Source organism: Lysobacter sp. CA199, from assembly GCF_052078715.1.
Lineage (GTDB): Bacteria > Pseudomonadota > Gammaproteobacteria > Xanthomonadales > Xanthomonadaceae > Lysobacter.
The window spans coordinates 443,888-469,844 of sequence record NZ_JBQJIL010000002.1; the positions used below are offsets into that span (position 1 = coordinate 443,888).

13 protein-coding genes are annotated in these 25,957 nt (G+C 65.6%); 5 read left to right on the forward strand and 8 right to left on the reverse strand.

The features are described from left to right. Positions 1–73: 73 nt before the first annotated feature. From ACTOWJ_RS04655 to ACTOWJ_RS04670, 4 genes are all read right to left on the reverse strand, one after another. The gene (locus ACTOWJ_RS04655; RefSeq protein WP_441333426.1) at positions 74–1,132 is read right to left on the reverse strand and encodes an adenosine deaminase; all 1,059 of its coding nucleotides are present in this window, start codon (positions 1,130–1,132) and stop codon (positions 74–76) included. 50 nt (positions 1,133–1,182) lie between these two features. Continuing rightward, a complete protein-coding gene (locus tag ACTOWJ_RS04660) occupies positions 1,183–2,256 on the reverse strand; it encodes a hypothetical protein (protein ID WP_441333427.1) in 1,074 nt (357 codons plus the stop codon). 121 nt (positions 2,257–2,377) lie between these two features. After that, positions 2,378–3,406: a hypothetical protein gene (locus tag ACTOWJ_RS04665; protein ID WP_441333428.1), complete on the reverse strand. Its 1,029-nt coding sequence runs from the start codon at positions 3,404–3,406 to the stop codon at positions 2,378–2,380. Positions 3,407–3,444: 38 nt separating this feature from the next. Further along, the gene (locus tag ACTOWJ_RS04670) at positions 3,445–8,385 is read right to left on the reverse strand and encodes an alpha-2-macroglobulin family protein (protein ID WP_441333496.1); all 4,941 of its coding nucleotides are present in this window, start codon (positions 8,383–8,385) and stop codon (positions 3,445–3,447) included. Between the two features lie 405 nt (positions 8,386–8,790). Here ACTOWJ_RS04670 and ACTOWJ_RS04675 point away from each other — a divergent pair, with 405 nt between their 5' ends. The 5 genes from ACTOWJ_RS04675 to ACTOWJ_RS04695 all read left to right on the forward strand — a co-directional run bounded on the left by ACTOWJ_RS04675 (position 8,791) and on the right by ACTOWJ_RS04695 (position 19,706). Beyond that, positions 8,791–10,542, forward strand: coding sequence for a S8 family serine peptidase (locus tag ACTOWJ_RS04675; RefSeq protein WP_441333429.1), 1,752 nt, complete (start codon positions 8,791–8,793; stop codon positions 10,540–10,542). Between the two features lie 741 nt (positions 10,543–11,283). After that, positions 11,284–12,834 (forward strand): M4 family metallopeptidase, encoded by a 1,551-nt coding sequence (locus ACTOWJ_RS04680; protein ID WP_441333430.1) that lies wholly within the window; start codon positions 11,284–11,286, stop codon positions 12,832–12,834. Positions 12,835–13,649: 815 nt separating this feature from the next. Continuing rightward, positions 13,650–15,569 (forward strand): M4 family metallopeptidase, encoded by a 1,920-nt coding sequence (locus ACTOWJ_RS04685; RefSeq protein ID WP_441333431.1) that lies wholly within the window; start codon positions 13,650–13,652, stop codon positions 15,567–15,569. A 744-nt stretch (positions 15,570–16,313) separates the two neighbouring features. Then, positions 16,314–18,224: a M4 family metallopeptidase gene (locus tag ACTOWJ_RS04690; protein WP_441333432.1), complete on the forward strand. Its 1,911-nt coding sequence runs from the start codon at positions 16,314–16,316 to the stop codon at positions 18,222–18,224. A 576-nt stretch (positions 18,225–18,800) separates the two neighbouring features. Further along, positions 18,801–19,706, forward strand: a complete 906-nt coding sequence (locus ACTOWJ_RS04695) for a S1 family serine peptidase (protein WP_441333433.1) — start codon at positions 18,801–18,803, stop codon at positions 19,704–19,706. Between the two features lie 66 nt (positions 19,707–19,772). On the opposite strand, the gene ACTOWJ_RS04700 is transcribed toward ACTOWJ_RS04695, so the two are convergent. The 4 genes from ACTOWJ_RS04700 to mtnA all read right to left on the reverse strand — a co-directional run bounded on the left by ACTOWJ_RS04700 (position 19,773) and on the right by mtnA (position 25,758). Beyond that, positions 19,773–20,129: a DUF1428 domain-containing protein gene (locus tag ACTOWJ_RS04700; RefSeq protein WP_441333434.1), complete on the reverse strand. Its 357-nt coding sequence runs from the start codon at positions 20,127–20,129 to the stop codon at positions 19,773–19,775. A gap of 393 nt (positions 20,130–20,522) precedes the next feature. Continuing rightward, complete coding sequence (locus tag ACTOWJ_RS04705) at positions 20,523–21,104, reverse strand: YceI family protein (RefSeq protein ID WP_441333435.1); 582 nt, start codon at positions 21,102–21,104, stop codon at positions 20,523–20,525. A gap of 318 nt (positions 21,105–21,422) precedes the next feature. Beyond that, entirely contained in the window at positions 21,423–24,065 is a 2,643-nt protein-coding gene (gene gyrA / locus ACTOWJ_RS04710) for a DNA gyrase subunit A (RefSeq protein ID WP_441333436.1), read from the reverse strand. 634 nt (positions 24,066–24,699) lie between these two features. After that, complete coding sequence (mtnA, locus tag ACTOWJ_RS04715) at positions 24,700–25,758, reverse strand: S-methyl-5-thioribose-1-phosphate isomerase (RefSeq protein ID WP_441333437.1); 1,059 nt, start codon at positions 25,756–25,758, stop codon at positions 24,700–24,702. Between the last annotated feature and the right edge of the window lie 199 nt (positions 25,759–25,957).

Below are 25,957 nucleotides of genomic sequence, written 5' to 3' on the forward strand. Positions count from 1 at the left end.
GGACGCAGGACGATGAAAAAAGCGCGGAGGCGGCGGCGCCCGCTTGCGCGGAGTGCGCCGCCGGGCGAGGCGTTCAGAAGCTCGCGAATACCTGATCGAGGCGATCGCGATAGGCGCGCTTGGCGACGTCGTCGATGAAACTGCCCTCGAAGCTGTTCGCCGCCAATTGCCAGGCGTGCTGCGCCTGCAGGCCGATGGCGGCGAAGGTTTCGGTGAAGTTCTGGTTGACGTAGCCGCCGAAATAGGCCGGATCGTCGGAGTTGACCGTGGCGACCAATCCGGCGTCGAGCAGCGCGCCCAGGTTGTGCTCGCTCAGTTGCGCGAACACGCACAGCTTCAGATTCGACAGCGGGCAGACGGTGAGCGGGATGCGGTCGCGCGCAAGCCGCTCCATCAGCTCCGGATCCTGCACGCTGCGCACGCCGTGATCGATCCGCTCCACCTTGAGCACGTCGAGCGCGCTCCACACATAGGCCGGCGGCCCCTCCTCGCCGGCGTGCGCGACCAGGCGCAGGCCCAGCTCGCGGCAACGCGCGAACACCCGCGCGAACTTCTCCGGCGGATGCCCCAGCTCGCTGGAATCCAGGCCGACGCCGATGAACTTGTCGCGCAGCGGCAGGGCCTGCTCCAAGGTCTCGAACGCTTCGCGCTCGCTCAGATGGCGCAAGAAGCACAGGATCAGCAGCGCGCTTACGCCCAACTGCTCCCGGGCATCGACGCAGGCACGATGCAGACCGTCGATCACGGTCTGCATCGACACGCCGCGCGCGGTATGCGTCTGCGGATCGAAGAACATCTCGGTGTGCACCACGTTGTCGGCCGCGGCGCGCTCCAGGTAGGCCCAGGCCATGTCGTAGAAGTCCTGCTCGCGCAACAGCACGCTGGCGCCGGCGTAATAGATATCGAGGAAACTCTGCAGATCGGTGAAGGCATAGGCCTTGCGCAGTTCCTCGACATCCGCGTACGGCACATCGACGCCGTTGCGCCGGGCCAGCGCGAAGATCAGCTCCGGCTCCAGCGAACCTTCGATATGCATGTGCAACTCGGCCTTGGGCATGACGCGCAACAGCTCGGGCAACCGCTGCGCATCGATGCGGGCGAAGTCGGGGCGGGTCGTGGTCGGCTCGGCCATGTCGCAGGTTCCTCGTGGTCTATGTGGGTGGCCGAAGCCGCCGCTGAAACTCAGCCGGCGGCGTTGGGGATCACCAGCCGCAGCTCGCCGTCGATCAGGAACAGCATCATGCTGCGGTACATCTGGCTGGCCTGCTCGCGATCGAGCACCTCACCCAGGGATTCGCCGGTCACCTCGATGTTCTTGCCGGTGCCGCCGTCCAGGTTGATCCGCGCATCGATGATCTCCTGATTGCCGTCGAAGCGGTCTTCCTCCGGATCCAGATCGATGGTGATGGTGAACCATTCATCGAGGTCGCCCTTCTTGCGCTTGGTTCCCGCATTGAGCAGACCGTCCTCGCCGGCGGCCGGCTGGAGCGATTGCACTTGCGAGAGGATCAAGGCGAAATCGGTCATCAGCTTGGGCGGAAACAGATCGGCGAAATGTTGCTCGGCCAGCGCGCGGTCGATCTTGCCGGCGTTGGCTTCGGCGGCCTTGCCCAGCGCGGTGTCGTAGACCGGCACCGTGCCGGCGTCCATCGGGAACTTCAACGAAGCCAGGATGCCGGCCTTGTCGTTATCGGCGAAGGCCTTGGCGAGCGTGCGCAAACCGTTCATGACGCGCTGCTGGCGGGTTTCGTGCGCGGCCTCGACCAGGCCCTGGCCGTTCCATTGGTAAACGTAGTAATCGGCGATCTTGGGCCGCGCCGCGCTGCAGATGTCCGGGCTGTCGATATACAGACGACCCGGCTCGATCTTGCGCAGATTGACGCAGAAATCCGGCATTTGCACCGCCGGCAGCAACTGCGGGCCTTGCGCGCGGGTCATCAGTACGGCCAGGCGCATGTTCGCGGCCATGGTCGCGTCGGGCGTGCCCTCGCCGTATGCGATGGCGACGTCGTCCCGACCGTCCTTGTCGATGTCGCCGACCAGGTGCGAATAGCCCAGACGTTCGAAGTCCGGCACGGTCTTGCGCAGTTCGGCGAAGGCGCGCTCGGCGGTCTGCTTGGGATCGACCGGCGCGGCCGGTGCGGCGGGAGCGCTCGCGTCGGCGGCGGGCTGCGGCTGGGCGGACTGGTCGCCGGATTGGCAGGCGCTCAGCGCCAGGACCAGCAGCAACGGGGACAGCATCGGGGTCTTGCGCATGTTCGCTCCTTGCGAAAAATCTGGATTCGGTGGATCGCCGAATCGGTTGTGTCGGGTGACGAGTCAGCGACGCCTGGCGTTCGCGGCGCTGGATACAACAGCGCGGCTGACGGCGCGGCGCTCAATCGCTCGAATCGTGTTCTTCATGATCGGACAGATACAGCGCGCCGTCGATCAGGCGAAAGCTCATGTGATAGTCCACGCCACCGGTCTGCGGCCATTGCAGCGTCGCGGTCGCGTCGACCGTATGAGCGGTTCCCGCGACCTCGGGCATGGCTTCGTCGGGCGCCAGATCGATCTGCAACGCGCGCTCGCCCGGAGCCGCGCCGCCGCGCGTGGTCACCGAGGCGAAACGGCGGCGATCGGCGATCGTGCTCAGTTCCAGATGGCTGAGCATGCCGACGGTGTCGATGAAGGCGCGACGTCGCTCCGGGTCGGCGAAGACGGCCCCGGGCGCCGCCGCGTTTTTGTCCGTCGCTTGGGCAGGCTCAGGGATCGGCCGCAGGTGCGGTGCAACTTCATCGTCGCGGCCGGCCCGCAAGGCATCGCGCAGTGCGAGCAGTTGCGCGATCACGCGCTGCTCGCGCGATTGCTGCGAAACTCGGCGCAGGCCTTTGCCGTCCCATTCGAAGGCGTAGTAACCCAACGTCTTCGGGAACGGCAGCATGCACGCCTCCAGGCCGTCGACCCACAGACGCCCGTCGCGGATTTCGCGTACCCGCGGGCAGTCGGCAAATGCGTCGGTCTGATCGGGCTGCAGTTGCAGACCGCTCTCGCGCGCCAACAGCACACGCACGCGCTTGGCGACGTGGCGCATCGCGCCCTTCTCGCCGATGCCGTACTCGATCACCACATCGTCGCGGCCGTCGCGGTCGAGATCGCCGACGGCGTGATCGACCATGAACCGGTCGAACGCCGGATCGGCCTTGCGCATGACCGCATCGGCCTGTTCGAGCAGCGCATTACCCAGCGGCTGCGTGTCGTGCGGCGTGGTACCGCCCCAGTTCAGCGCCGGGTCGGCGGCGTTGCCGGCCGCGACGGTTTTTTGGCCCTTGCTGGCGCCCTCGTTCCCCTGCGCGGCCTGCGTGCCGTCGCCACCGCCGCAGCCCGCCGTCAGCGCCAGCAGCGCCGTAAGCGATGCCGCGCGCACGGCGGGAAGCGCGAAGCCTCCCGCCCTGGGCACCGAACTCACGGCTGGCGCACCGACAGACTCGCCGGACTGGCCTTGCCGACGCCGCGCATCTCGGGACGGTACATGTCCTCGACCAACGACGGCGGCACCGTGTACGTACCCGGCGTCACCGCGCGCACCAGGTAGAACACGCGCGCGGTGCGGTTGGCGTCGAGCTTGAGCGCGGCGATGTAACGGTCGTCGCGGAACTCCTCGTGCTTGACGTCGGCGGCGCTGGAGCGTTCGGATATTTCGATCCCGTCCACCACCACGCCGGCCCATTGCTTGGCGTCGCCGAGATTGAAGTTCTCGATCTCCAGACCGGCCGGCAACAGATCGGTGAGCAGCGCATCGGGCATCGCGCTGTGGGCCTTGATCGCGACCTGCACGATCAACGCCTCGCCTTCGACCAGGCTGCCGCCGGACCACTCCTTGCCTTGCGTGGTGTAGTACTTGCGGCCGACTTCGATCTGCGAAGCATCGGCGGCCGGCGCGGTGCGCGGCACGCCGGCCACTTCCAGGCTGGCGTACAGCGGCGGCTGGCCGCTCGGGGCGAAGCTCACGCCCGAGGCCAGGGTGGCGTAGTCGAACACGCGGCCGATCAATTTGGCCGGATCGGCGTCGGTGGAAGCGCCGGCCACGGTCCAGCGGCCGGAGATCTGCTTGCCCTGATCGGCCATCAAAGCCTTGCCCAGACGTGCCAACGCCACCTGTTCCTGGGTGCTCAAGTACAACCAGCCGCTGTTGCGGCGCGCATCCAGATCGCGGCCCATCGACACGGTGCGCGCATCAAACTCGGGCTGCGACAGCTTGTGCTCGTGCACCAGCGCGATCATCAGTGCGTCGTCGCGCAGACGGCTGCCGTAATCGCCCAGGTACGGCGGACGCTGAGCCGGATCGCGGGCGAAGCCTTCCTTGATCGCCTTGCCGCCGCGCGCCTTGTCGCCCTGCAGCGACAGCGCCAGGCCCAGATGCACCAGCGGCAGGCCGGTCAGGCTCTGCTTGCGATCGTTGTCGTACAGCGCGCGCAGCGTGCCGAGCGGAGCGCGGTTGACCCGCGCCAACACGTAACCGGCATGGGCCTGGTAGGCGAACTTGAGATGTTCACGGCGATCGTAGCCGTAGAACGAGGCATCGCCCGAGAGCAGGTCCTCGCCCAGCACCTTGAGCGCCTTCTGCAACAGCGCCTCGGGCACGGCGAAACCGCCGTCGCGCGCATCCAGCAGGAACTCGACGATGTACGGCGTCAGCGCCGGATTGACGTAATCGCCGTCGCCCCACATCGAGAAGTGGCCCGAGGCGATCTGCATCGCCGCCAGCCGCCCGAACGCGCCTTCCATGCGCGCGCGCCGCTGCTTGGCGTCGATGCCCTTGACCCCGAGCATCTTGGCGGTGGCCTCGTCGAGTTCCAGCGCGGCATAGCCCTTGCTGGTGGTCTGCTCGGCGCAGCCGTAGGGATACTCGAGCGCGCCCTGCAAGGCGCTGGCGAACGGAATCGGCGGCAGCGCGCTGACCACCATGCGCGCGTTGACCGAGTCCGGCATCAACCCGTCGGCAAAATCGGTACCGAGCTGGATCGCGCCGATCTCATCGAGCACGCGGGTGCGCGAACGCAGCACCGACGGCCAGGCCGGACGCACCGGCAGATCGTAGCGCCGGTCGACCTTGTAGCCGTTGCCCTCGACCCGCACCCGCACTTGCGCGGTGGTATAGCCCTCGCGCGCAAGGATCGGGAAGATCAAGGTCTTCTTGGCCTCCACGCCCAGGCTGAGCTTGTGCTCGCCTTCGCTGAGCGACAGCGGGCCGATGCCCTCGACCTTGACCGCGAACTCGCCCGGCTTGCCGGTGAAATTCTGCACGTCCAGGGTCACGTTGCTCTTGTCGCCCGGCGCCAGCACCCGCGGCGTGCTGGCTTCGGCCAGCACCGGCGCGCGCACCACGGTTTCGGCGTCCTTGTTGCCGTAGCTGCCGCCGGAATAGACCAGCGCCGACACCCGCAAGGTGCCGTTGAAGTCCGGCACCGCCAGCTTGATCCGGGCGATGCCTTGCGCGTCGAGCTTCACCGGCCCTGCGAACAGATCCACCGTCTGCACCCGCGCGGTCGGACGCCGAGCCTGCGGCAAGGCTTCCAGCGCCATGTCGCCGCCGAAGCGGATCTTGGCGGCGTCGCCTTCGTAGCTTTCGATCACCCGCCCGTAAACATCGTAAGAATCGACGCCAAGCCGGCGCTGGGCGAAGAAATGCGCGGCCGCATCCGGCACCGGGAAACGGGTGATGTTGAGAATGCCGACATCGACCGCGGAGACGGTGACGTACGCATCCTTGCCGGCCAGTTGCGGCGCGCTGACAATCACCGGCAGTTCCTGCTCGGGCTTCATCAGCTTGGGCACGTTGATGCCGACGGCGACCTTGCGCTCGCGCCGGTCCATCGGCACGTGCGCCACGCCGACCGCGCGCGCCGGCGTGATCTTGCTCGGCGCGTTGCCGCCGCGGAACACCAGTGCGGTCACGTAGACGTCGTGGCGCTCCCATTCGGCGGTGACCGGAATCTTGAACTTGCTGCCGGCCTTGGCTTCGATCGCCTGCACGTACAGCATCTTGTCGCTTTCCACCATCAGCAGGCCGGTGCCTTCGTGCGGCGGCGTCACCGCAACCTCCAGCGTATCGCCCGCCTTGTAAGCAGTCTTGTCCAACGCCAGCTTGACCTTGTCCGGGCGCGCGTCCAGGCCGCGGTTCTGGTCGTCCCAGCTCCAGCCGGCGCGGAACGGATAGCGGCTGGTGAGCTTGGTCGCCGGATCGTAGACGTCCAGGCGGTACTCGCCCCACTCGACCGGGAAGTCGAGCTTGGCCGGCGACGCGGTCAGATCCACGTTGCGCACTTCCACGTCTTCGAAACGGCGGGTGAAGTCGTAATCCCAGCCGCCGTCGTCGCCGTAGTTCCAGTGGTAGTCGCGGTGCTCGCGTACCAAGGTCACGCGCAGGCCATTGCCCGGACGCGGCTTGCCGTCGCTGCCGACGCGGGTGAGTTCGAAACCGGCGTTGGTGTTGCTGTCGGCGCCGTCCTTGTCGTCGAACAAGGGACGCACGCCGACCAGCGCATCGGCCGGCCACAGCACCCGCTTGACGCTGCGATTGACGCTGCGGCCGCCGGTTTCGAACACGCTGCCGGTGATCATCGCGGCGATGGTGCTGACCGGTTTGGCCTCGTCGGGCAGCGCGATGTCCTGGCTGAGCTTGCCGTTCTCGTCCAAGGTGGTGTCGACCACGTCCTTGGCGTCCTTGGGCAGGGTCAGGGTCGGATCGCCGAAGAAATACCCCGGCAGTTGCTCCAAAGGATGCTGCTCGACCGCGACCGTCATCTTGGCGGTGAAGCGATTGCCCGCGGCCGGCGCGCCGTACAGATACGCCGCGTCGACGCCGAGCTTGAACGGCTGGCCGGGCTTGAGCACCGCCGGCGCGCTCAGATCGAGCTTGAGTCGTTCGGGCAGGAATTCCTCGATCCGCAGAGTCATGCCCTGCACCGCTTCCTTGCTGGCCGGATCGGTGCGGAACTCGACCCGCCAGCGGCCGGTGGCGGCGTCGGCGGGAATCAGCTGGGCATGGCGCACGTAACCTTGCGCGTCGGGTTGCAGGCGCGTTTCCAGGAAGGTCTTGCCGTCGGGCTGGACGTAGCGCAGGAACACCGGCTGCAAGGCCTTGCCCTTGGCGTCGATGGGCTTGCCGTCCTGATCGCGCAGCAGCGCCGACAGGCGCACGGTTTCGCCGGGGCGATACAGATCGCGGCCGGCCCAGGCGAACACGTCGAACCAGGCCTGCTCGCGGCCGGCCACGGCGAATTCGGACAGATCCAGCGCCGGCTGGTTGAACGGCAGCATCGACACATCGCTGCCCTTGCTCGCGATCAACACCTGACCGGCATCGAGCTTGTAGCCGAGCATCGCGTTGCCGTTGCTGTCGGTCTCGCCCTTGAGCACCGGCTCGCCCTTGGCGTCGAGTACTTTCAGCGCCACCCCGCCGACCGCGCCGCCTTTCTCCAGCGAGGCCACGTGCACGAACAGCTTGTCCTTGTAGGCGCGCGCATGCAGGCCCAGATCGCTGACGGTGAAGAACGCGGTCTCGAACTCGTCCTTGAACTGGCCGGCGCGTTTCATCACCGCGAAGTACAGGCCCGGTTCCTGCAGTTCCTTGATGTCTTGCAGCGGCAGATAGGTCAGCACGCGCTCGTTGGGCTTGCCGCCGAGCACGAAGCGATTGACGTAAACCGGTTCGGCCAGCTTCGACAGCGGCTGGTTGTCGTCGTAATCGCGTTCCAGATCCCAACTGCCCTTGCGTCCGCCGCGCTGATACTCGGCGAAGAACTTCGGCAGTTCCTTTTCCTTGACCCGCAGGAACTCGACGTCGACCTCGGCCACGTTGATCGACACCACCGGCAGGCCGCGGCTGTCGCGCGCCGGCAGCACGCTGCCTTGCGAGGCGAAACCGACTACCGGCTCCAAGGGGCCGGTGTAGACCTGCTTGGTGATGGCCTGGGCGATGCGATCGCCCGCCGCCGCGGTCAAACCGGGCTTGATCGTGACCGTGTAGTCCTTGCTCGCTTCCACATGCGGGAAGCGCAGGATCTTGCCGCCCTCGTCGAGCACCCAACTGCCCTGCACCGCCGCGCCGTTCTTGTCGGCGACCGCGAGCAACTCGTCGAAGCTCTGCGTGCCGACCAGCGGCTGACTGAATTCCAATGCGATCGCCAGTTCGTCGCCGCGCTTCTGATCCGGATAGGCCGCGACCAGGGCGAAGCCCTTGACTGCCTCGCGCTTGGCCTCGATGGCCTCGCCGCTGACCACCGGCAACTGGCCGGTGGTGTCGCGTTTGCAACCGGCGGCCAGCGCCGCGGTGGCGATCAGTGCGATGCCGAGCGTGCGGATCAGCCAACCTCGGGCCGCCGTCTTCGCCGGCGGGTTCAAGATCGCGGTGCCATCCAGGGGGTGCGAGCGCTTCATGCGTATCTCTCCGGAAACTGCGACGAGTATAGAACGAGCCTATGCGGATCGACCGATCGGCCCATCGGCCCATCGGCCCGGCGCCGCGTCGCCACCGACGCGCACAGGCGACACGCGACCGCGCGCATCCCGCGAGCGGACTCCCGTCGCTGAACAACAGGCCGGCGCCGGCCTTCTCGCCGACTTGCCACCGCGATCACTGCCCTCGCCCGCGGCCCCGCCCAGACTGCCGCCATCGCGCGACATGGAACCTGGTCGCCCACGCGATTCGAGACGCGCAAAGGATCGCCCACTCGTCCGCTGCCCGCCTTCGAATGGATGCCCGCGCCTCGCGGGCCGGTACTGTCCACTCAGAGAAGGATATCTCCCATGTCAGGCACCTTGTCCTTGCTCCGCCGCTCGCGCGCCGCGCGTCCGGCTGCGCTCGCCGCGGCCACCGCGGCGGCGTTGTCGCTGTTGGGTCCGTTCGCCGCCGTCGCCGGCGACGCCAACCTCAGCGGCGTTTCGCCCGGCACCACGTTCGAACGTTTCATCGTCAAGTACAAAGACGGCAGCACCGCGCAGCGCGACGCCGATCTGCGCCAGCGCGGCCTGGACGCCGCCGCCCAGGCCCTGGACACACGCAACGGCCGGGGCCCGGCGTTGCGTCATCAGCGCCGCCTGGGCATCGGCTTCGACGTGATCGGCGCCGACCGCCCGCTCGACAGCGTTCAGGCCGCCGCGCTGATCCGCCGGCTGGCCGCCGATCCGCAGGTCGAATCGGTGCAGGCCGATGCGCTGGCGCGGACGATGTTCACCCCGAACGATTCGCTGTACCCGCAGCAATGGCACTACTTCAACGCCACCGGCGGACTCAATCTGCCCGCGGCCTGGGACAACGCCAACGGCAGTGGCGTGACCGTGGCGGTGATCGACAGCGGCATCCTCAGCCACGCCGATCTCAACGCCAACATCGTGAGCGGCTACGATTTCGTCAGTTCCACCAGCGCCGGCAACGGCGGCTCCGGCGACGGCAACGGCCGCGACGGCGACCCGACCGACTCGTCCAACGTCCAACACGGCACCCACGTCGCCGGTACCGTCGCCGCGGTCACCCATAACGGCACCGGCGTGGCCGGAGTCGCGTTCGGATCCAAGGTCTCGCCGCTGCGGGTGCTCGGAAACGGCGGCTTCGGCAGCATTTCCGATATCGCCGACGCCATCACCTGGGCCTCGGGCGGCTCGGTTCCGGGCGCGCCGGGCAATCCCAATCCGGCCAAGGTCATCAACCTCAGCCTGGGCGGCAGCGGCACCTGCGATCCGGTGTATCAGACCGCGATCAACGGCGCGGTCTCGCGCGGCACGGTGGTGGTGATCGCCGCCGGCAACAGCAATTCCGACGTGTCCGGATTCCGCCCGGCCAACTGCGCCAACGTGGTGGCGGTGGCGGCCAACGACATCGGCGGCAACCGCGCCGCGTATTCCAACTACGGTGGCGGCATCGACGTGACCGCGCCCGGCGGCGAGACCGCGATCGCCAGCCAAGGCGTGTTGTCCACGGTCGGCGGCGGGGGCTATGCCTGGTATCAGGGCACGTCGATGGCGGCGCCGCACGTCGCCGGCGTGGCCGCGCTGATTCTCGGTAAGGCCAGCCGCACTCCGGCCGAGATCGAGTCGATCCTCAAATCCACCGCCCGTGCCCTGCCCGGCTCGTGCCCGGGCGGCTGCGGTACCGGCATCGTCAACGCCGCCGCCGCGGTAGCGCGGGTATTGCCGCCGCCGAGCTTCCCCGGACCGACCGCCTGCGGCCGTCTGCTGCCGGGCGAAGGCCTCAACAACGGCACCGGCCTGAACTCGTGCGACAACCGCTTCCATCTGGCCATGCAGACCGACGGCAATCTGGTGCTGTACGCACCCGGCGGCGCCTTGTGGGCGTCCAACACCGGCGGCATCGGCCCGAGTTCGGCGGTGTTGCAAGGCGACGGCAACTTCGTCGTCTACACCGGCGGCTTCACCCCGACCTGGAGCAGCGGTACCTGGGGCCAGCCTGTCGCGCAGTTGCTCGTGCAGGACGACGGCAATGTGGTGATCTACTCCACTTCAGGCGTCGCCTTGTGGAACAGCGGTACCGGCGGGCACTAAAGCCGCCGCGAGCGCCGTTTTCCACCTGGCCGACTCGCTCGCTGCGGCGGGCGCCGGCCTTATCGAAAACCCCGGCTCAGGCCGGGGTTTTCTTTTTCGCCATGCGCCGGCCAGCGAATTGTGGCGGCGCGCAGATTTCGGCCATATACCCTGGCCATAGCGAATAGTTATGTCGCTGATAATCAATGAATAATGCCAGGACATATCGCACAAGCCTCGTAACGGCGGTCACATCAGGCTATTGACGTGCCGGAATCCGCTTATTTCCCGCACCGCCTTGCCGTCGCGAGCATAGGCCTGACCCGCGGCCAAGCGGCTCAATTTTCTATCGCGGTCACATTATCATGATGCCAGCCCGGCAAAGTCAGCGGACGGATCATTCGAATTTATGTTGCATCGCAACATAGATAATGAAACATTATTCCGAAAAATACAATTACCCTTGAAAATCAGGGGAATAGCTCAAACCAAGCGGCGCAAGGCTTTCGCGCTTAATCCCCCGAACCGCGGGAAAATAATCGTCCGCTCCGCCCGGCGATTATCGCGAGTCGGTTTGACCGTCGCCGCCGCGGCCGCCTAGCGTCGATTCCGCCGCACGGCCATCCGCGCGGCATCCGCATACATCCCTCCCCACCCATGCGACGCCTGTAACCGGCGCGCAACGGAAGTCGGACGCGGACGCGAAACGTCACGAACCGGCCGCCCACGGCCGTCATTCAATCTCTCACTTCGGGGTCACTTATGAATCGCAACGTATCGGCACTGTCCCTCGCTGTTTCGCTCGCCCTGCTCGCCGGCGCCGCCGGCGCGGCCCAACGGGTGGACCTGCACGGCGCGGACGTCGCCAAGCTCAACCAGCAGTTCCAGGCCGCCAGCGCCACATCCGGCGTCGCCGCCAAGGCCGACGTGCGCCACGCCGAGTTGATCGCGCTCGACGCAGATTCGAGCTTGAGCCCGCTCAAGAGCAGCCAGGACACCGACGGCTCACGCAACTACCGCTACCAACAAAGCTTCCGCGGCGTGCCGGTGTTCGGCGAGCACGTGGTCGTACGCGAGGATGCGAAGGGCAACGTGCGCGCCCTGTTCGGACGATCGGTCGCCGGCCTGGCCGCCGATCTGCCCAGCCTCGATGTCAAGCTCAGCGGCGCGCAGGCCCTGGGCCTGGCCAAGGGCGCCACGCTCGGCAAGCGCGCGGCCACCTTGCGCACCAGCAACGAAAACAGTCGCAAGGTGATCTACCTCGACGACGGCGATCGCGCCCATCTGGCCTATGCGGTCGATTACTTCGCCGATGCGCCGAGCGGCGGCGAGCCCAGCCGTCCGTTCGTGATCCTCGATGCGAACACCGGTCGCGTGCTCAAGCAGTGGGAAGGCTTGAACCACGTCGAGATCGGCACCGGCCCCGGCGGCAATCAGAAGATCGGCCAGTACGAGTACGGCAGCGGCGGCCGCGCCTTCCTCGACGTGACCCGCAGCGGCAACACCTACACGTTCAATACCCCGAACGTGAAGACGGTGAACCTCAACCACGGCACCAGCGGCACCACCGCGTACTCGTACACCGGCCCGCGCAACACGGTCAAAACCATCAATGGCGCCTATTCGCCGCTCAACGACGCGCATTACTTCGGCAAGGTCGTGTTCGACACCTATCGCGCCTATGTGGGCCTGTCGCCGCTGACCTTCCAGTTGAGCCTGCGCGTGCACTACAGCAACAACTACGAAAACGCGTTCTGGGACGGCCGCGCACTGACCTTCGGCGACGGCCGCACCACGTTCTATCCGCTGGTCTCGCTGGACGTGGTCGCGCACGAAGCCTCGCACGGCTACACCGAACAGCAGTCGGGCCTGATCTACTCGGGCCAGTCCGGCGGCATCAACGAATCGTTCTCCGACATCGCCGGCGAAGCCGCCGAGTTCTACGCGCGCGGCAGCAACGACTTCCTGGTCGGCGCCGACATCTTCAAGGCCAGCGGCCGCGCCCTGCGCTACTTCGCCAACCCGCCGCAGGACGGCCGCTCCATCGGCCACGCCAGCAACTACACCAGCGGCCTGGACGTGCATTACTCCTCGGGCGTGTTCAACAAGGCCTTCTACCTGCTGGCCAACAAGCCGAACTGGGGCACGGTCAAGGCGTTCCAGGCCTTCGCCAAGGCCAACAAGGACTACTGGACGCCGAGCACCAACTTCAACCAGGGCGCCACCGGCGTGCGCCAGGCCGCCACCGATCTGGGCTTCAACACGGCCGATGTGGTCAATGCGTTCTCGCAGGTGGGGGTGACCGCGCAGTAAATCCCAGGCGCCACGCCCTCGCGGTCTGTCGCGGCCCTCGACGGCGACCGCGCATAGACAAGACCGACACCGTGGAAACCCCGGCCCTGGCCGGGGTTTCTTTTGTCCGCATCGCGGCGGCTCGACGGGCGTATGCACCGACACCGCACGCGAGTGGCGAATGAGCCAGGCGCTCACGCTATCGAAACGCGTCGGAATGAACCCTGCCGATCGCCGCCGACCCTAGGCGAGACGGCCTGAGACTCCATGCGGCAAGTTTGATCGTAATCTCAAATCGGAGAAGTACTGGTTCACGCCGCGATCGTCGGGGCGCCGATAAATAAGGCCGCGCCAGGAAAACAGTGGCCGCGGTCCCATTGGATAATCGATCAGATCGCCCGCCTCTGCGAGAAAAGCGTCGGAAACAGAAGAAAAATGCCCTGCGGCACCTCTGATATTTCCTTTATACACAAGCACTTGCGGATAATTTTTTGCGCCGCAGCAAAATCAATGAAATAACATAACAAACATACCCGACCGTGCTGGTATCGATGACTCCGGTCCGGCATCGCCTGTTTTCCCATTCATCGCGTTAAAACCACCGCGGCCGCCTACATTACCGGCTTCACATTTCCGATGTGACATGTATTGGAGCCGTTGACGCTTCGCCCTCGCGATTCCAGGTTCGGCCCGCCACGACGCAACCAACCCTGGTCGCGGCCTACTTGCCGAACGGCGCAGGTTGCAGAACAGCGGCGGTACGCCATCGATGGCGCGCCCTCCGCGTCCGCGTCCGCATCGCCGGCCTTCCCATTACGCTTTGGGGGTCACACCTAATGAATCGCAACTTGTCCATCCTGGCGATCGCCATCTCGCTCGCCACGATCGCCGGCGCCGCCGGCGCGGTGCAACGCGTCGACTTGCACCGGCAAGACATGTCCCAGCTCAATCGCCAATATCGCGCTGTCGCCGGCACCGCGATCGGCGCCGCCGCTCACCTGCGCCACGCCGAGATGATCGCGCTCGATGCGAACTCGACCCTGACGCCCTTGACCTCGCGCAGCGATGAGGCCGGCCATCGCCAACATCGTTATCAGCTCAGCTTCCGTGGGCTGCCGGTGTTCGGCCAGCACGTGGTGGTCAGCGAAGACGCGAGCGGCAGCGTGCGCACGATGTTCGGCCAGTTGATTCAGGGTCTTGAAGCCGAAGTGCCCGGCACGAAGGCCAGGCTGAGTTCCGCGCAAGCGCTGAACGCCGCCAAGCGCGCCGCGTTCGGCAAGCGTCTTGCGCAGATGAAGATCGAATCGCAGAAGATCGAACCGACCATCTACATCGACGGCGACGATCGCGCCCACCTGGCCTATCTGGTGCAGTTGTCCGCCGACAGCGCGAAAGGCGGAGAACTCACCGCGCCGCAGTTGGTGATCGACGCCAACGACGGTCGGGTATTGAATCAGATCGACAATCTGCAGCATGCCAAGATCGGCACGGGTCCCGGCGGCAACCAGAAAACCGGCCAGTACGAATTCGGCACCGATTTCGGCTTCCTCGACGTGACTCAGAACGCCAGCAACTGCGTCATGCAGAACGTCAACGTCAAGACCATCAACCTCAACGGCGGCACCAATCCTTCCGGCAAGACCGCGCATTCCTATACCTGCCCGCGCAACACCGTCAAGCAAATCAACGGCGCGTTCTCGCCGCTCAACGATGCGCATTACTTCGGCGGAGTGGTCTACGACATGTACGCCGCCTATCTGAATATGCCGGCCCTGACGGTGCAGCTGACCCTCGGCGTGCATTACTCGAGCAACTACGAGAACGCAGGCTGGAATGGCGCGACCAAGACCATGATATTCGGCGATGGCGCGACGAGATTCCATCCTTTGGTCAGCCTCGACGTGCTCGGCCACGAGGTTTCGCATGGGTTCACCCAAGAGCAATCGGGGCTGGTGTACTCCGGCCAGTCCGGCGGCATCAACGAAGCCTATTCCGACATGGCCGGCGAAGCCTCCGAGTTCTTCATGCGCGGCAGCAACGATTTCATGGTCGGCGCGCAGATCTTCAAGGGAAGCGGCGCGCTGCGCTACATGGACGATCCCACCCGGGACGGCGTTTCGATCGGCCATGCCAGCAACTACCGCAGCGGCATGAACGTGCACCATTCCTCCGGCGTCTACAACAAGGCCTTCTATACCCTGAGCAAGAAGGCCGGTTGGGACACGGTCAAAGCGTTCAAGGTGTTCGCCAAGGCCAATATCGACTACTGGACCCCGAACACCGATTTCAACAGCGGCGCCTGCGGCGTCGAACAGGCCGCCACCGACCTGGGCTTGAGCGTCGCCGACGTCTCGGCCGCATTCCTGGTCGTGGGCGTGGATTGCCCCGGCGGCGGCCCCGGCCCGGGTCCCGGCACGCAGACCTACAGCAACGGCAACGATGTCGCGATCGGCGACAACACCACCGTCGACAGCCCGATCGCGGTGTCCGGCCGCACCGGCAATGCGCCGAGCAACGCCAGCGTGTCGGTCAACATCATCCACACCTACAAGGGCGATCTGAAAGTCGATCTGGTCGCGCCCGACGGCACGCTCTACAACATCCACAACCGTACCGGTCAGGCCACCGACAACGTGACCGGCACCTTCACCTTCGACTTGTCGAGCGAACCGCTCAACGGCTCCTGGAAGCTGCGGGTCAACGACAACGCCAGCAACGACGTCGGCCGCATCGACACTTGGAGCATCACTTTCTGAGTCTTCGCCGCGTCGCAGTTTGCCCCTCGGAAAACCCCGGCCTGCGCCGGGGTTTTCTCTTTTGGCTTGCGCGGGCGCGGCCTTCGCAGGCGTGGATTATTTCGCGGTGACGTCGCGCCGACGCATTCGGCCTTATGCAAAAACATAATGATTATGCATTTGCGATGCGTGCTCGCAGAACCATGCGTGCAGCCATCACATGCAGGGATGGTTTTTTTTAAAAACCGCTAAAAAACACTAAAAAGCCCAGTTTCTCCGACAACGGGCAGGCATTGAAACCGCTCGAAAACCGCCCCCGAGCCCTCGCGAAGGCCACACGCATTGGTATGTAACGCGTTATGTGACTCAGGCCCCTACCCAATTACCGCAATAATCTGTTGCGACGCAGCAATGCTATTGAAACAGTATTACGCCCCGTGGTTTGCCGTCGCAAAAACGAGAAAACGCTTCAAGCCTGATCGTAGAACGCTCTCAGCCGAAATCATGTTGCGCACGCACACGCACAGGTCGCATTCGGACTGTGAACTCCGTAATCCGGATTGACGTTTTTTTTGGCCCGCCCCTAGCGTCCCTCCGCCGCGTTACGCGTCGACGCGGTATCCGCAACGAAGTCCAACCACGCGCATCGACACAGGCACGGAATGCCTGCGACCGAGCGCGCGGACTACGGGGAAGCGGATGCACGAGCACTGAGAGCCGGCCGCGAACGCGGCCACCATCCACACTCGTTTGGGGGTAATACCAGTGAATCGCAACGTAACGCAGACCGCCCTGTCCTTCGCCCTTTCGCTCGCCCTCGCCTCCGGCGCCGCCGGCGCCGCCCAGCGCGTCGACCTGCACAGCCAGGACGTCGCCAAGCTCAATCAGCAGTACCAGGCCGCCGTCGCCAAGTCCGGCGCCGCCGCCAAGGCCAACCTGCGCCACGCCGAACTGATCTCGCTCGACGCCGATTCGGCGCTGACCCAGGTCAAGAGCAGCCAGGACGCCAACGGCACGCGCAACTACCGTTATCAGCAGACCTTCCGCGGCGTGCCGGTGTTCGGCGAGCACGTGGTGGTCAGCGAAGACGCCAAGGGCAACGTGCGCACTCTGTTCGGCCGCTCGGTCGCCGGTCTGGCCGCCGAACTGCCGGCCACCGCGCCCAAGCTCAGCGCCGCTCAGGCCCTGGGCCTGGCCAAGAGCGCGGTGCTGGGCAAGCGCGCCAGCGCGCTGCAGGTCAGCAACGAAAACAGCCAGAAGATGATCTACATCGACGACAACGGCCGCGCGCACATGGCCTACGTGGTCAATTACTTCGCCGATGCGGCCAAGGGCAGCGAGCCGACCCGTCCGTTCGTGATCCTCGACGCCGATACCGGCCGCGTGCTCAAGCAGTGGGAAGGCTTGAACCACGCGCTGGTCGGCACCGGTCCGGGCGGCAACACCAAAACCGGCCAGTACGAGTACGGCACCGACTTCGGCTTCAACGACGTCACCCAGAGCGGCACCAACTGCTCGATGAGCAACACCAACGTCAAGACGGTGAACCTCAATCACGGCACCAGCGGCACCACCGCGTTCTCGTACACCTGCCCGCGCAACACGGTCAAGGCCATCAACGGCGCGTTCTCGCCGCTCAACGACGCGCACTACTTCGGCCATGTCGTGTTCGACATGTACAACAGCTACGTCGGCACCCCGCCGCTGACCTTCCAGCTGCAGATGAAGGTGCACTACAGCAACAGCTACGAGAACGCGTTCTGGAACGGCACGGCGATGACCTTCGGCGACGGCGCCACGCGCTTCTACCCGCTGGTGAGCCTGGACGTGTCGGCGCACGAAGTCTCGCACGGCTTCACCGAGCAGCAGTCGGGCCTGGTGTACTCCGGCCAGTCCGGCGGCATCAACGAAGCCTATTCGGACATCGCCGGCGAAGCGGCCGAGTACTTCATGAACAACACCAACGACTTCCTGGTCGGCGCGCAGATCTTCAAGGCCACCGGCGCGTTGCGTTACATGGACGACCCGACCCGCGACGGCCGTTCGATCGGCCATGCCAGCAACTACACCTCCGGCATGGACGTGCACTACTCCTCGGGCGTGTACAACCGCGCGTTCTACACCCTGGCCAAGAAGGCCGGCTGGGACACGGTCAAGGCGTTCAAGGTGTTCGCCAAGGCCAACAAGGACTACTGGACCCCGAGCACCGACTTCAACAACGGCGCGTGCGGCGTGGAAACCGCCGCGACCGATCTGGGCTTCGCCAAGGCCGACGTCACCGCCGCGTTCTCGGTGGTGGGCGTGACCTGCCCCGGCGGCCCCGGCCCGGGCCCGGGCACCAAGTACACCAACGACACCGACTACGCGATCAACGATAACGCCACCGTCGACAGCCCGATCACCGTGTCCAACCGTCCCGGCAATGCGCCGACCAACGCTCAGGTCTCGGTCAACATCATCCACACCTACCGCGGCGATCTGAAGGTCGACCTGGTGGCGCCGGATGGCTCGCTGTATAACATCAGCAACCGCGCCGGCGGCAGCGCCGACAACCTGAGCGGCACCTTCACCTTCAACCTGTCCAGCGAACCGCTCAACGGCGCCTGGAAGCTGCGCGTGAACGATAACGCCAACGCCGACGTCGGCCGCATCGACACTTGGAGCATCACGTTCTGATCGTTGCAGGCGATTGCGCATGATCGCCTTGGAGACCCCGGCTTCGGCCGGGGTCTTTTTACCTGTGTCGTCGGTGCGGCTGCGTTTAAATTCAGAACGAGCTCGCGCTGGCGGTTATGCGGCTCGTCGATTTCGCGGCGCCATGAACCGGTTAAGCGATGCAACGTGGCGTGGGGCGTCGGGGATGAAGCCCTCCCACAAAAGCTTACGTAGCGTCGCTACAGCTTTGTTGGAGGCCTGAACCTCGACACGCGAAATCGCACCGCCCCGCGAAAGCGAAAAGCGATCGCGCGGCCATCGGATCAATCGCACGCACATCGATACTGCGCATTCATGCGCCGGATGTTTCGATCTGGAATCGGCTTCGCAATTGCGATCGACGCGGTGCCCGCGCACGTCTTCATCGCCGCGACGCATGACGATATTTCTTATATCGCGACGGACGCGAACAGCCACCACTCCTGATTCGCCATCGCGCCGCCGCAACGCCATCGCCTCTCGATCGCCTGACCGTTCACGACGGGCCGGGACGGCATGGCTTCGCCACCAAAAACACAAACAATGGAGTACCCCCCAATGAAATCCCGCAAATGGATGTGTCTGGCGAGCCTGCTCGCCTTCGCCGGCGTCGCCAGCGCCGCGCACGCGGCCGATAAAGCGTCCGCGAGCCTGGGCACCGACATCAACCCCACGATCATCGGCGGCACGCCCGTCGCCAGCGGCAAATATCCGTTCATGGTGACCGTGCAGCTCAAGGGCTTCGGCGGCGACAACGCTTACGACCGCCACTGGTGCGGCGCGTCGCTGATCTCGCCCTGGCTGGTGCTGACCGCCGCGCATTGCGCGGAAGGCTTCGAGAGCGAAAATCTGTCGGTGATCGCCGGCCGCACCGTGCTCACCAACGACGGCCAGGGTGTCGCCGCCGACGTCGACGGCATCTACGTGCATCCCAAGTATGTCGCCGGCGATCAGGGCTATGACGTCGCGGTGCTGGTGCTGAAATCGCCGATCACCAAGATCAAGCCGATCGAACTGGTCACCGCCGGCACCGACGCGCTGGAACGTCCCGGCACCCTGCTGACCAACACCGGCTGGGGCAACACCATCCAGCAAAATCCGTTTCCGCCGGGCGGCAGCGGCGTGAATTCGCCCAATCGTCTGCAGGGCGTGGACTTGCCGGTGGTGTCGTACGCCGAATGCGCCTTCGCTTATCGCAACAGCCGCAGCATCACCGTGACCGAGGGCGTGGACATCTGCGCCGGACGCACCGGCAAGGACGCCTGCCAGGGCGATTCCGGCGGCCCGCTGTTCGTCGCCCTGCCCGGCGGCAAGCGATTCATCCAGGTCGGCGTGGTCAGCCGCGGCGAAGGCTGCGGCGCCACCGGTTATCCGGGCATCTTCACCCGCGTGGCCAATCCGGACATCTCGGCCTTCATCGCCGACCCGTTCAGCGGCGTCAAGCTCGCGCCCAAATCGCGTTGATCCTCATCTCGCGCCGGCCCCGATGCGGGGCCGGCGCGGGATATCGCCAGCGTAGAAACGCGACGATCAGAACGTCACGATCGGCTTGAATCCGCCGAAGATCATGCGCTGGCCGTCGAACGGCATCGCGTCGGGCTTCATCCCCGACAGGCGCGGATCTGCCATGACCCGCTTGTTGATCCGGTCGCGGTCCCTGCGCGACTTGTAGACGATCCACGCGAACACCACCACCTCGCCGGGCTTGAGCTTCACCGCCTTGGGAAACGAAGTGACTTTGCCGACCGGGACATCGTCCTCGACCGTCTCGACGTAGGCCAACGCGCCGTGTTCCATCCAGACCTTGCCGGCCTTGCGCGACACCGTGCGATAGGCGGCGATCTTGTCTTTCGGTACCGCCAGTACGAAACCGTCGACGTAGCTCATGAATCCTCCTGTGCTGTCAGACCCCTGTGTTGGGAACGCAAACCTTGCGATGGCGTTTCGGTGAGTCGGCACGCACCGTCTCGCGCCAGACCGATAGCGCACCGAGCGGAAACGCCGTGTGATAAGCGTGTGTACCGATCGGCCTCGGCCGTGCGCTCACGGCGGGTTGCGTCGCAGCGGCTTGCGCGCGAAATGATCGCGTCGCACGCAAGGCACGGCGCTCTATTCGCACACCTCGACCATGACGAGGCCCGATCTACTATCCCCATGCGATCGCAGCCGGTACAGTGCGATTTGTCATGCTGCAACGCAGCGCCCCCATAACGCGACACGCCGCCCGCAGGCGGCGTGTCGTCGATAGCGCAGTGGCGATCGCAATCGCGCAAGCGCGGTTTATTCGGCCACGATCGCCTCGACCTGAATACGCAGATTCACGTCCATGCTGAAGCCCCAATCCTTGCCGGCGCTCATGCCGAACTGATCGCGCTGAAACGTGGCGGCGGCATCGGCGCCGCAGACTTCGCGCTTGTGCATCGGATGCGGCATGCACTTGAACTTGTTGATGCTCAACGTGAGCGGCTTGGTCACGCCGCGCAGGGTCAACTCGCCTTCGACCTTACTCGGCACGCCGTCCTTGAAACCGGCCAACTTGCCCTTGTAGGTCGCAGTCGGGAATTTGGCGGTGTCGAACAGATCGGCCTTGTGGGCATGCTCGTTCATCGCATCCAGGCCGAAATCGATGCTGGTGGTGTCGACCACGATGTCGACCGTGCCGGCGCCGGCTTTCTTGTCCAGCGTGATCGTGCCTTCGGATTTGTTGAACTTGCCGCGCCACGTCGACAAGCCGCCCATGTGGTCGGCTTCGAAACTCGGATAGGTGTGCGAGGGATCGATCTTGTAGGTCGCCGGTGCCGCGGCGGCGTTGCCGGCGAATACGACGAGCGAAGTCATGACGCAGAGCGTGAGCTTGTTCATGGCGAGTTTCCGAGGCGGGAAGTGGGGCCACGCTACACCGCCGGCTGGCGCCTCGCAATCGAGGCCGAACCCGCACGGTTGCCAGCAGCATGGAGCGGAAAGCGTCGATGCAGTGCAGCAAATCCATTCGGACCGCGATTCGCAGGAGCTGCGGTTCCGAGCGGTTCGCGCTGGCGGCAGACGCTCGGTGCGCCGCGGGCGGCACGACACCGCCGGCACTGTTCGCAGTCGTGGCGTGCGCTGCCCCTGTGCCTGTTCCCCAAAACAAAACGCCGCCCGAAGGCGGCGTTTTATTCCGTGCCTGGATCAATGCCTGGATCAGGCGTCCGGCTGCGGCGTCTGCGAGGATTCGCCGGCGACGTCGGCGCCCGGAGCCGCCGGCAACTCGCCTTCGGCGCCCTCCTCGACCTCGTCCAGCGAAGCGTCGACGCGCTCGATGGTCTGCAAGGTCTCGTCGTCGGCCAACCGCATCAGGGTCACGCCCTGGGTGTTGCGGCCGACCTGCGAGATTTCCGCCGCGCGCGTGCGCACCAGGGTGCCGCCGTCGGAGATCATCAGCACTTCGTGGTGATCGCTGAGCTGGATCGCGCCGACCAGCGCGCCGTTGCGCTCGGTGGTCTTGAGCGCGATCACGCCCTGAGTGCCGCGACCCTTGCACGGGTACTCGTCGACCGCGGTGCGCTTGCCGAAACCGCGCTGGCTGGCGGTAAGGATGTCGCCGTCGCCGTCGATCACCACCATGCTGACCACGATCGCCTTGCCCTGGCCTTCCTCGCCTTCGGTCAGACGGATACCGCGCACGCCGGTGGCGGTGCGGCCCATCGCGCGTACTTCGTCCTCGGAGAAGCGCACGGCCTTGCCGTTGCTGGCGAACAGCATCACGTCGCGCTTGCCGTCGGTGAGCGCGACATCGACCAGGGCGTCGCCGTCGTCGAGGTTGATCGCGATCTTGCCGCGCGCCAGACGGAACGCGAACTCGGTCAGCGGCGTCTTCTTGACCGTGCCGAAGCGGGTGGCGAAGAACACGAAGTGATCGTCGTCGTAGGTGCGCACCGGCAACACGGCCTGGACCTGCTCGCCGGCTTCCAGCGCCAGCCAGTTGATGATCGGACGACCGCGCGCGTTGGGACCGGCTTCGGGCAACTGGTGCACCGGCAGCCAGAACACCCGGCCGGTGCTGGTGAAGGTCAGCAGCGTGTCGTGGGTGTTGACCAGCCACAACTTGTCGATGAAGTCCTCGTCCTTGGTCGCCGCCGCGTTGCGGCCCTTGCCGCCGCGCTTCTGCGCGCGGTAGGCGCTGACCGGCTGGCGCTTGGCGTAACCCGAATGCGACAGGGTCACCACCACATCTTCCGGCGCGATCAGGTCGAGGATGTCGAGATCTTCTTCGCTCGCACGGATCTCGCTGCGGCGCGCATCGCCGAATTCTTCCTTGAGGTTGCGCAGCTCGGTGCGGATCACTTCCAGCAGCACGTCGGGGTTCTCGAGGATCTCGATGAGCCCGCGGATCGCTTCGAGCAGCAGCTTGTATTCTTCGGTGAGCTTTTCCTGCTCCAGGCCGGTCAGGCGGTGCAGGCGCATTTCCAGGATCTGGGTGGCCTGCACTTCGGTCAGCTGATAACGGCCGTCGTGCAGACCGAACTCGTCCGCCAGCTCTTCCGGACGCGAGTCCTCGGCGCCGGACGCGCCGAGCAGCGCGCCGACCAGGCCCGGTTCCCAGGTCTTGGACAACATGCGCTCGCGCGCTTCGTTCGGATTGGCCGAGGTCTTGATCAGCTCGATCATCTCGTCGATGTTCGCGAGCGCGACCGTCAGGCCTTCCAGGATGTGCGCGCGCTGGCGCGCCTTGCGCAGTTCGAAGATGGTGCGGCGGGTCACCACTTCGCGGCGGTGACGGATGAAGGCTTCGATGATCTGCTTGAGGTTCAGCAACTGCGGGCGGCCGTCGACCAGCGCCACCATGTTGATACCGAACACCGACTCCATCTGCGTCTGCTGATAGAGGTTGTTGAGCACCACTTCGGCCGATTCGCCGCGCTTGACCTCGATGAAGATGCGCATGCCGTCCTTGTCGGACTCATCGCGCAGTTCGCTGATGCCTTCCAGGCGCTTTTCCTTGACCAACTCGGCGATCTTCTCGATCAGACGCGCCTTGTTGACCTGGTACGGAATCTCGGTGACGACCACGGCTTCGCGGCCGGTGTCCTCGTTGACCTCGATCTCGGCGCGCGCGCGCATGCGCACGCGGCCGCGGCCGGTGCGGTAGGCGTTGATGATCCCGGCGGTGCCGTTGATGATGCCCGCGGTCGGGAAGTCTGGGCCCGGGATGTACTCCATCAGCCCGTCGACATCGAGCTCGGGATCGTTGATCAGGGCGATGGTCGCCTCGATCACTTCCGACAGGTTGTGCGGCGGGATGTTGGTCGCCATGCCCACGGCGATACCGGACGAGCCGTTGACCAGCAGGTTCGGCACCCGGGTCGGCATGACCGTGGGTTCGAATTCCTTTTCGTCGTAATTGGGCTGGAAATCGACGGTTTCCTTGTCGATGTCGGCCATCAGCTCGTGAGTGAGCTTGGCCATGCGCGATTCGGTGTAACGCATCGCCGCGGCCGGGTCGCCGTCGACCGAACCGAAGTTGCCTTGGCCGTCGACCAGCAGGTAGCGCAGCGAGAACGGCTGGGCCATGCGCACCAGCGTGTCGTAGACCGACTGATCGCCGTGCGGGTGATACTTACCGATCACGTCGCCGACGATACGTGCCGACTTGAAGTGCGCCTTGTTGCTGTGAGCGCCCAGTTCGCTCATCGCGTACAGGACGCGACGGTGCACAGGCTTGAGGCCGTCGCGAACGTCGGGAAGCGCGCGTCCGACGATCACGCTCATGGCGTAATCGAGGTAACTGCGGCGCATCTCGTCTTCGAGATTGACCTGGATGATTTCCTTGGCGAGTTCGGCCATCAGGGTTCCGTTGCTGCGGGCGGTGATTCGAACGCCCCGCGCGAACCGTGCCGGCATTCCATTGGGAACGCCGGCAAAACCACCGGAAACAGGCCGTCTGCGGGCCTGTCCTGCAGCTCGCTCGGGGCGGCATCAAAGAGACAGGAAATCATAGCACGAAACGCGGTTTCACAGGGGCCTGATTCCCACGCAGAAACAAGCACTTGGCGGGGATTTTCAGCTGCGCTGCAGCATCGATTGCGACGCTGGGTCGGGTGGGTGCCACAACAGGGCTTTTTGGGGAGTCGAGAGTCGGCAATCCAATGACTTTCGCGCCCCTCCAGAACGTCATCCCCGCGGAGGCGGGGATCCAGGGCCTTTCGTGCGAGAACGTTTGAAGTCGTCGGATGTTCGGCCAAGCCGAAGTACGGCAGAACCCGCGTTCGCGGTAATGACGAGTTCAAGGAACGTCGAACGACGCCGCCTGCGCGCAACCATGCCGCCGAGGAACGAAGACCGGGACTTCAAGCGCTTTCGCACGAAAGGCCCTGGATTCCCGCCTACGCGGGGATGACGTTTCGGGAAAGGCCGGCCTAAGGTACCGGAGCGACGGTTCTGAGGGTTCACATAGACGGGAATGCGGCGCACAGGCCGCTCAGCCCCCGAACGCCGCCTTCATCGCCGCCGCGTCGGGGCGCTCGATCACGCCGCGCTCGGTCACGATGGCGTCGATCAGCTCGTGCGGGGTCACGTCGAACACCGGGTTCCAGGCCCCGACCCGCTCGGCCGCGGTGCGGGTGCCGCCGACCGCGAACAGTTCGCCCGGATCGCGCTCCTCGATCTCGATCAGATCGCCCGAGGCGGTGGCCATGTCGACCGTCGAGGACGGCGCGGCGACCATGAACTTGACCCCGTGATGGCGCGCGCCGATGGCCAACTGGTAGGTGCCGATCTTGTTGGCGGTGTCGCCATTGGCGCAGATCCGGTCGGCGCCGACGATCACCCAGCCGACCTTGCCGGTTTTCATCAGATGCGCGGCGGCCGAGTCGGCGATCAGGGTCGGCGCGATGCCGTCCTGTTCGAGCTCCCAGACGGTCAGGCGCGCGCCCTGCAGCCACGGCCGGGTCTCGCCCGCGTACACCTGGGCGATGCGGCCCTGGGCCACGCCAGCGCGAATCACGCCCAAGGCGGTGCCGAAGCCGGCGGTGGCCAGCGAGCCGGTGTTGCAATGGGTCAGCACGCCGTTGCCCGGTTCGATCAAGGCCGCGCCGAGCGCGCCCATGCGTCGGTTCGCGGCCAGATCCTCATCGGCGATCGCCTGCGCTTCGCGCGCGAGCACCTCGCGCCAATCGGCGCCGGCCGCGGCCAACACCCGGCGCATGCGCGCCAGCGCCCAGCCCAGGTTGACCGCGGTCGGGCGCGCGGCGTTGAGGCGCTGCAGGGCCGGTTCGATCGCGGCCAGCGCCTGCGCGCCGTCGGTCGCCTCGACCTCGCCCGCCGCCAGCACCACGCCCCAGGCCGCGGCGATGCCGATCGCCGGCGCGCCGCGCACGGTCAGCGCATGGATCGCCGCGGCGACCGCGTCGCTGTCGGCGCAAGTCACGTACTCCACGGCGAACGGCAGCTTGCGCTGATCGAGCAGTTCCAGGGCCTGGCCGGTCCAGCGAATCGGACGGATGCGGTCGTAGCGGTCGAAATCGATGGTGTCGTTCATGCAAGCCAGTTTAACGGATGCATGTGTCGGTGCCGAAATCGGGGGTTCGCCGGCGGCCCGATTCAGGAGAAACTCGGCGCTCGAAAAAGCATCGGACCTGAAAGCCCGCCTACAAAAGCGACTGGGATGCCATGGTCCGGTGCTTTCGCCAGACGACATCGTCCCACCCCGGATACGACAACGCTCCGGCTTGTGGCCG

Coding starts and splice junctions, on each gene's coding strand:
- ACTOWJ_RS04705 (WP_441333435.1), bottom strand. CDS start 21,104: ATGAACAAGCTCACGCTCTGCGTCATGACTTCGCTCGTCGTATTCGCC.
- ACTOWJ_RS04700 (WP_441333434.1), bottom strand. CDS start 20,129: ATGAGCTACGTCGACGGTTTCGTACTGGCGGTACCGAAAGACAAGATC.
- ACTOWJ_RS04660 (WP_441333427.1), bottom strand. CDS start 2,256: ATGCGCAAGACCCCGATGCTGTCCCCGTTGCTGCTGGTCCTGGCGCTG.
- gyrA (WP_441333436.1), bottom strand. CDS start 24,065: ATGGCCGAACTCGCCAAGGAAATCATCCAGGTCAATCTCGAAGACGAG.
- ACTOWJ_RS04655 (WP_441333426.1), bottom strand. CDS start 1,132: ATGGCCGAGCCGACCACGACCCGCCCCGACTTCGCCCGCATCGATGCG.
- mtnA (WP_441333437.1), bottom strand. CDS start 25,758: ATGAACGACACCATCGATTTCGACCGCTACGACCGCATCCGTCCGATT.
- ACTOWJ_RS04685 (WP_441333431.1), top strand. CDS start 13,650: ATGAATCGCAACTTGTCCATCCTGGCGATCGCCATCTCGCTCGCCACG.
- ACTOWJ_RS04695 (WP_441333433.1), top strand. CDS start 18,801: ATGAAATCCCGCAAATGGATGTGTCTGGCGAGCCTGCTCGCCTTCGCC.
- ACTOWJ_RS04675 (WP_441333429.1), top strand. CDS start 8,791: ATGTCAGGCACCTTGTCCTTGCTCCGCCGCTCGCGCGCCGCGCGTCCG.
- ACTOWJ_RS04680 (WP_441333430.1), top strand. CDS start 11,284: ATGAATCGCAACGTATCGGCACTGTCCCTCGCTGTTTCGCTCGCCCTG.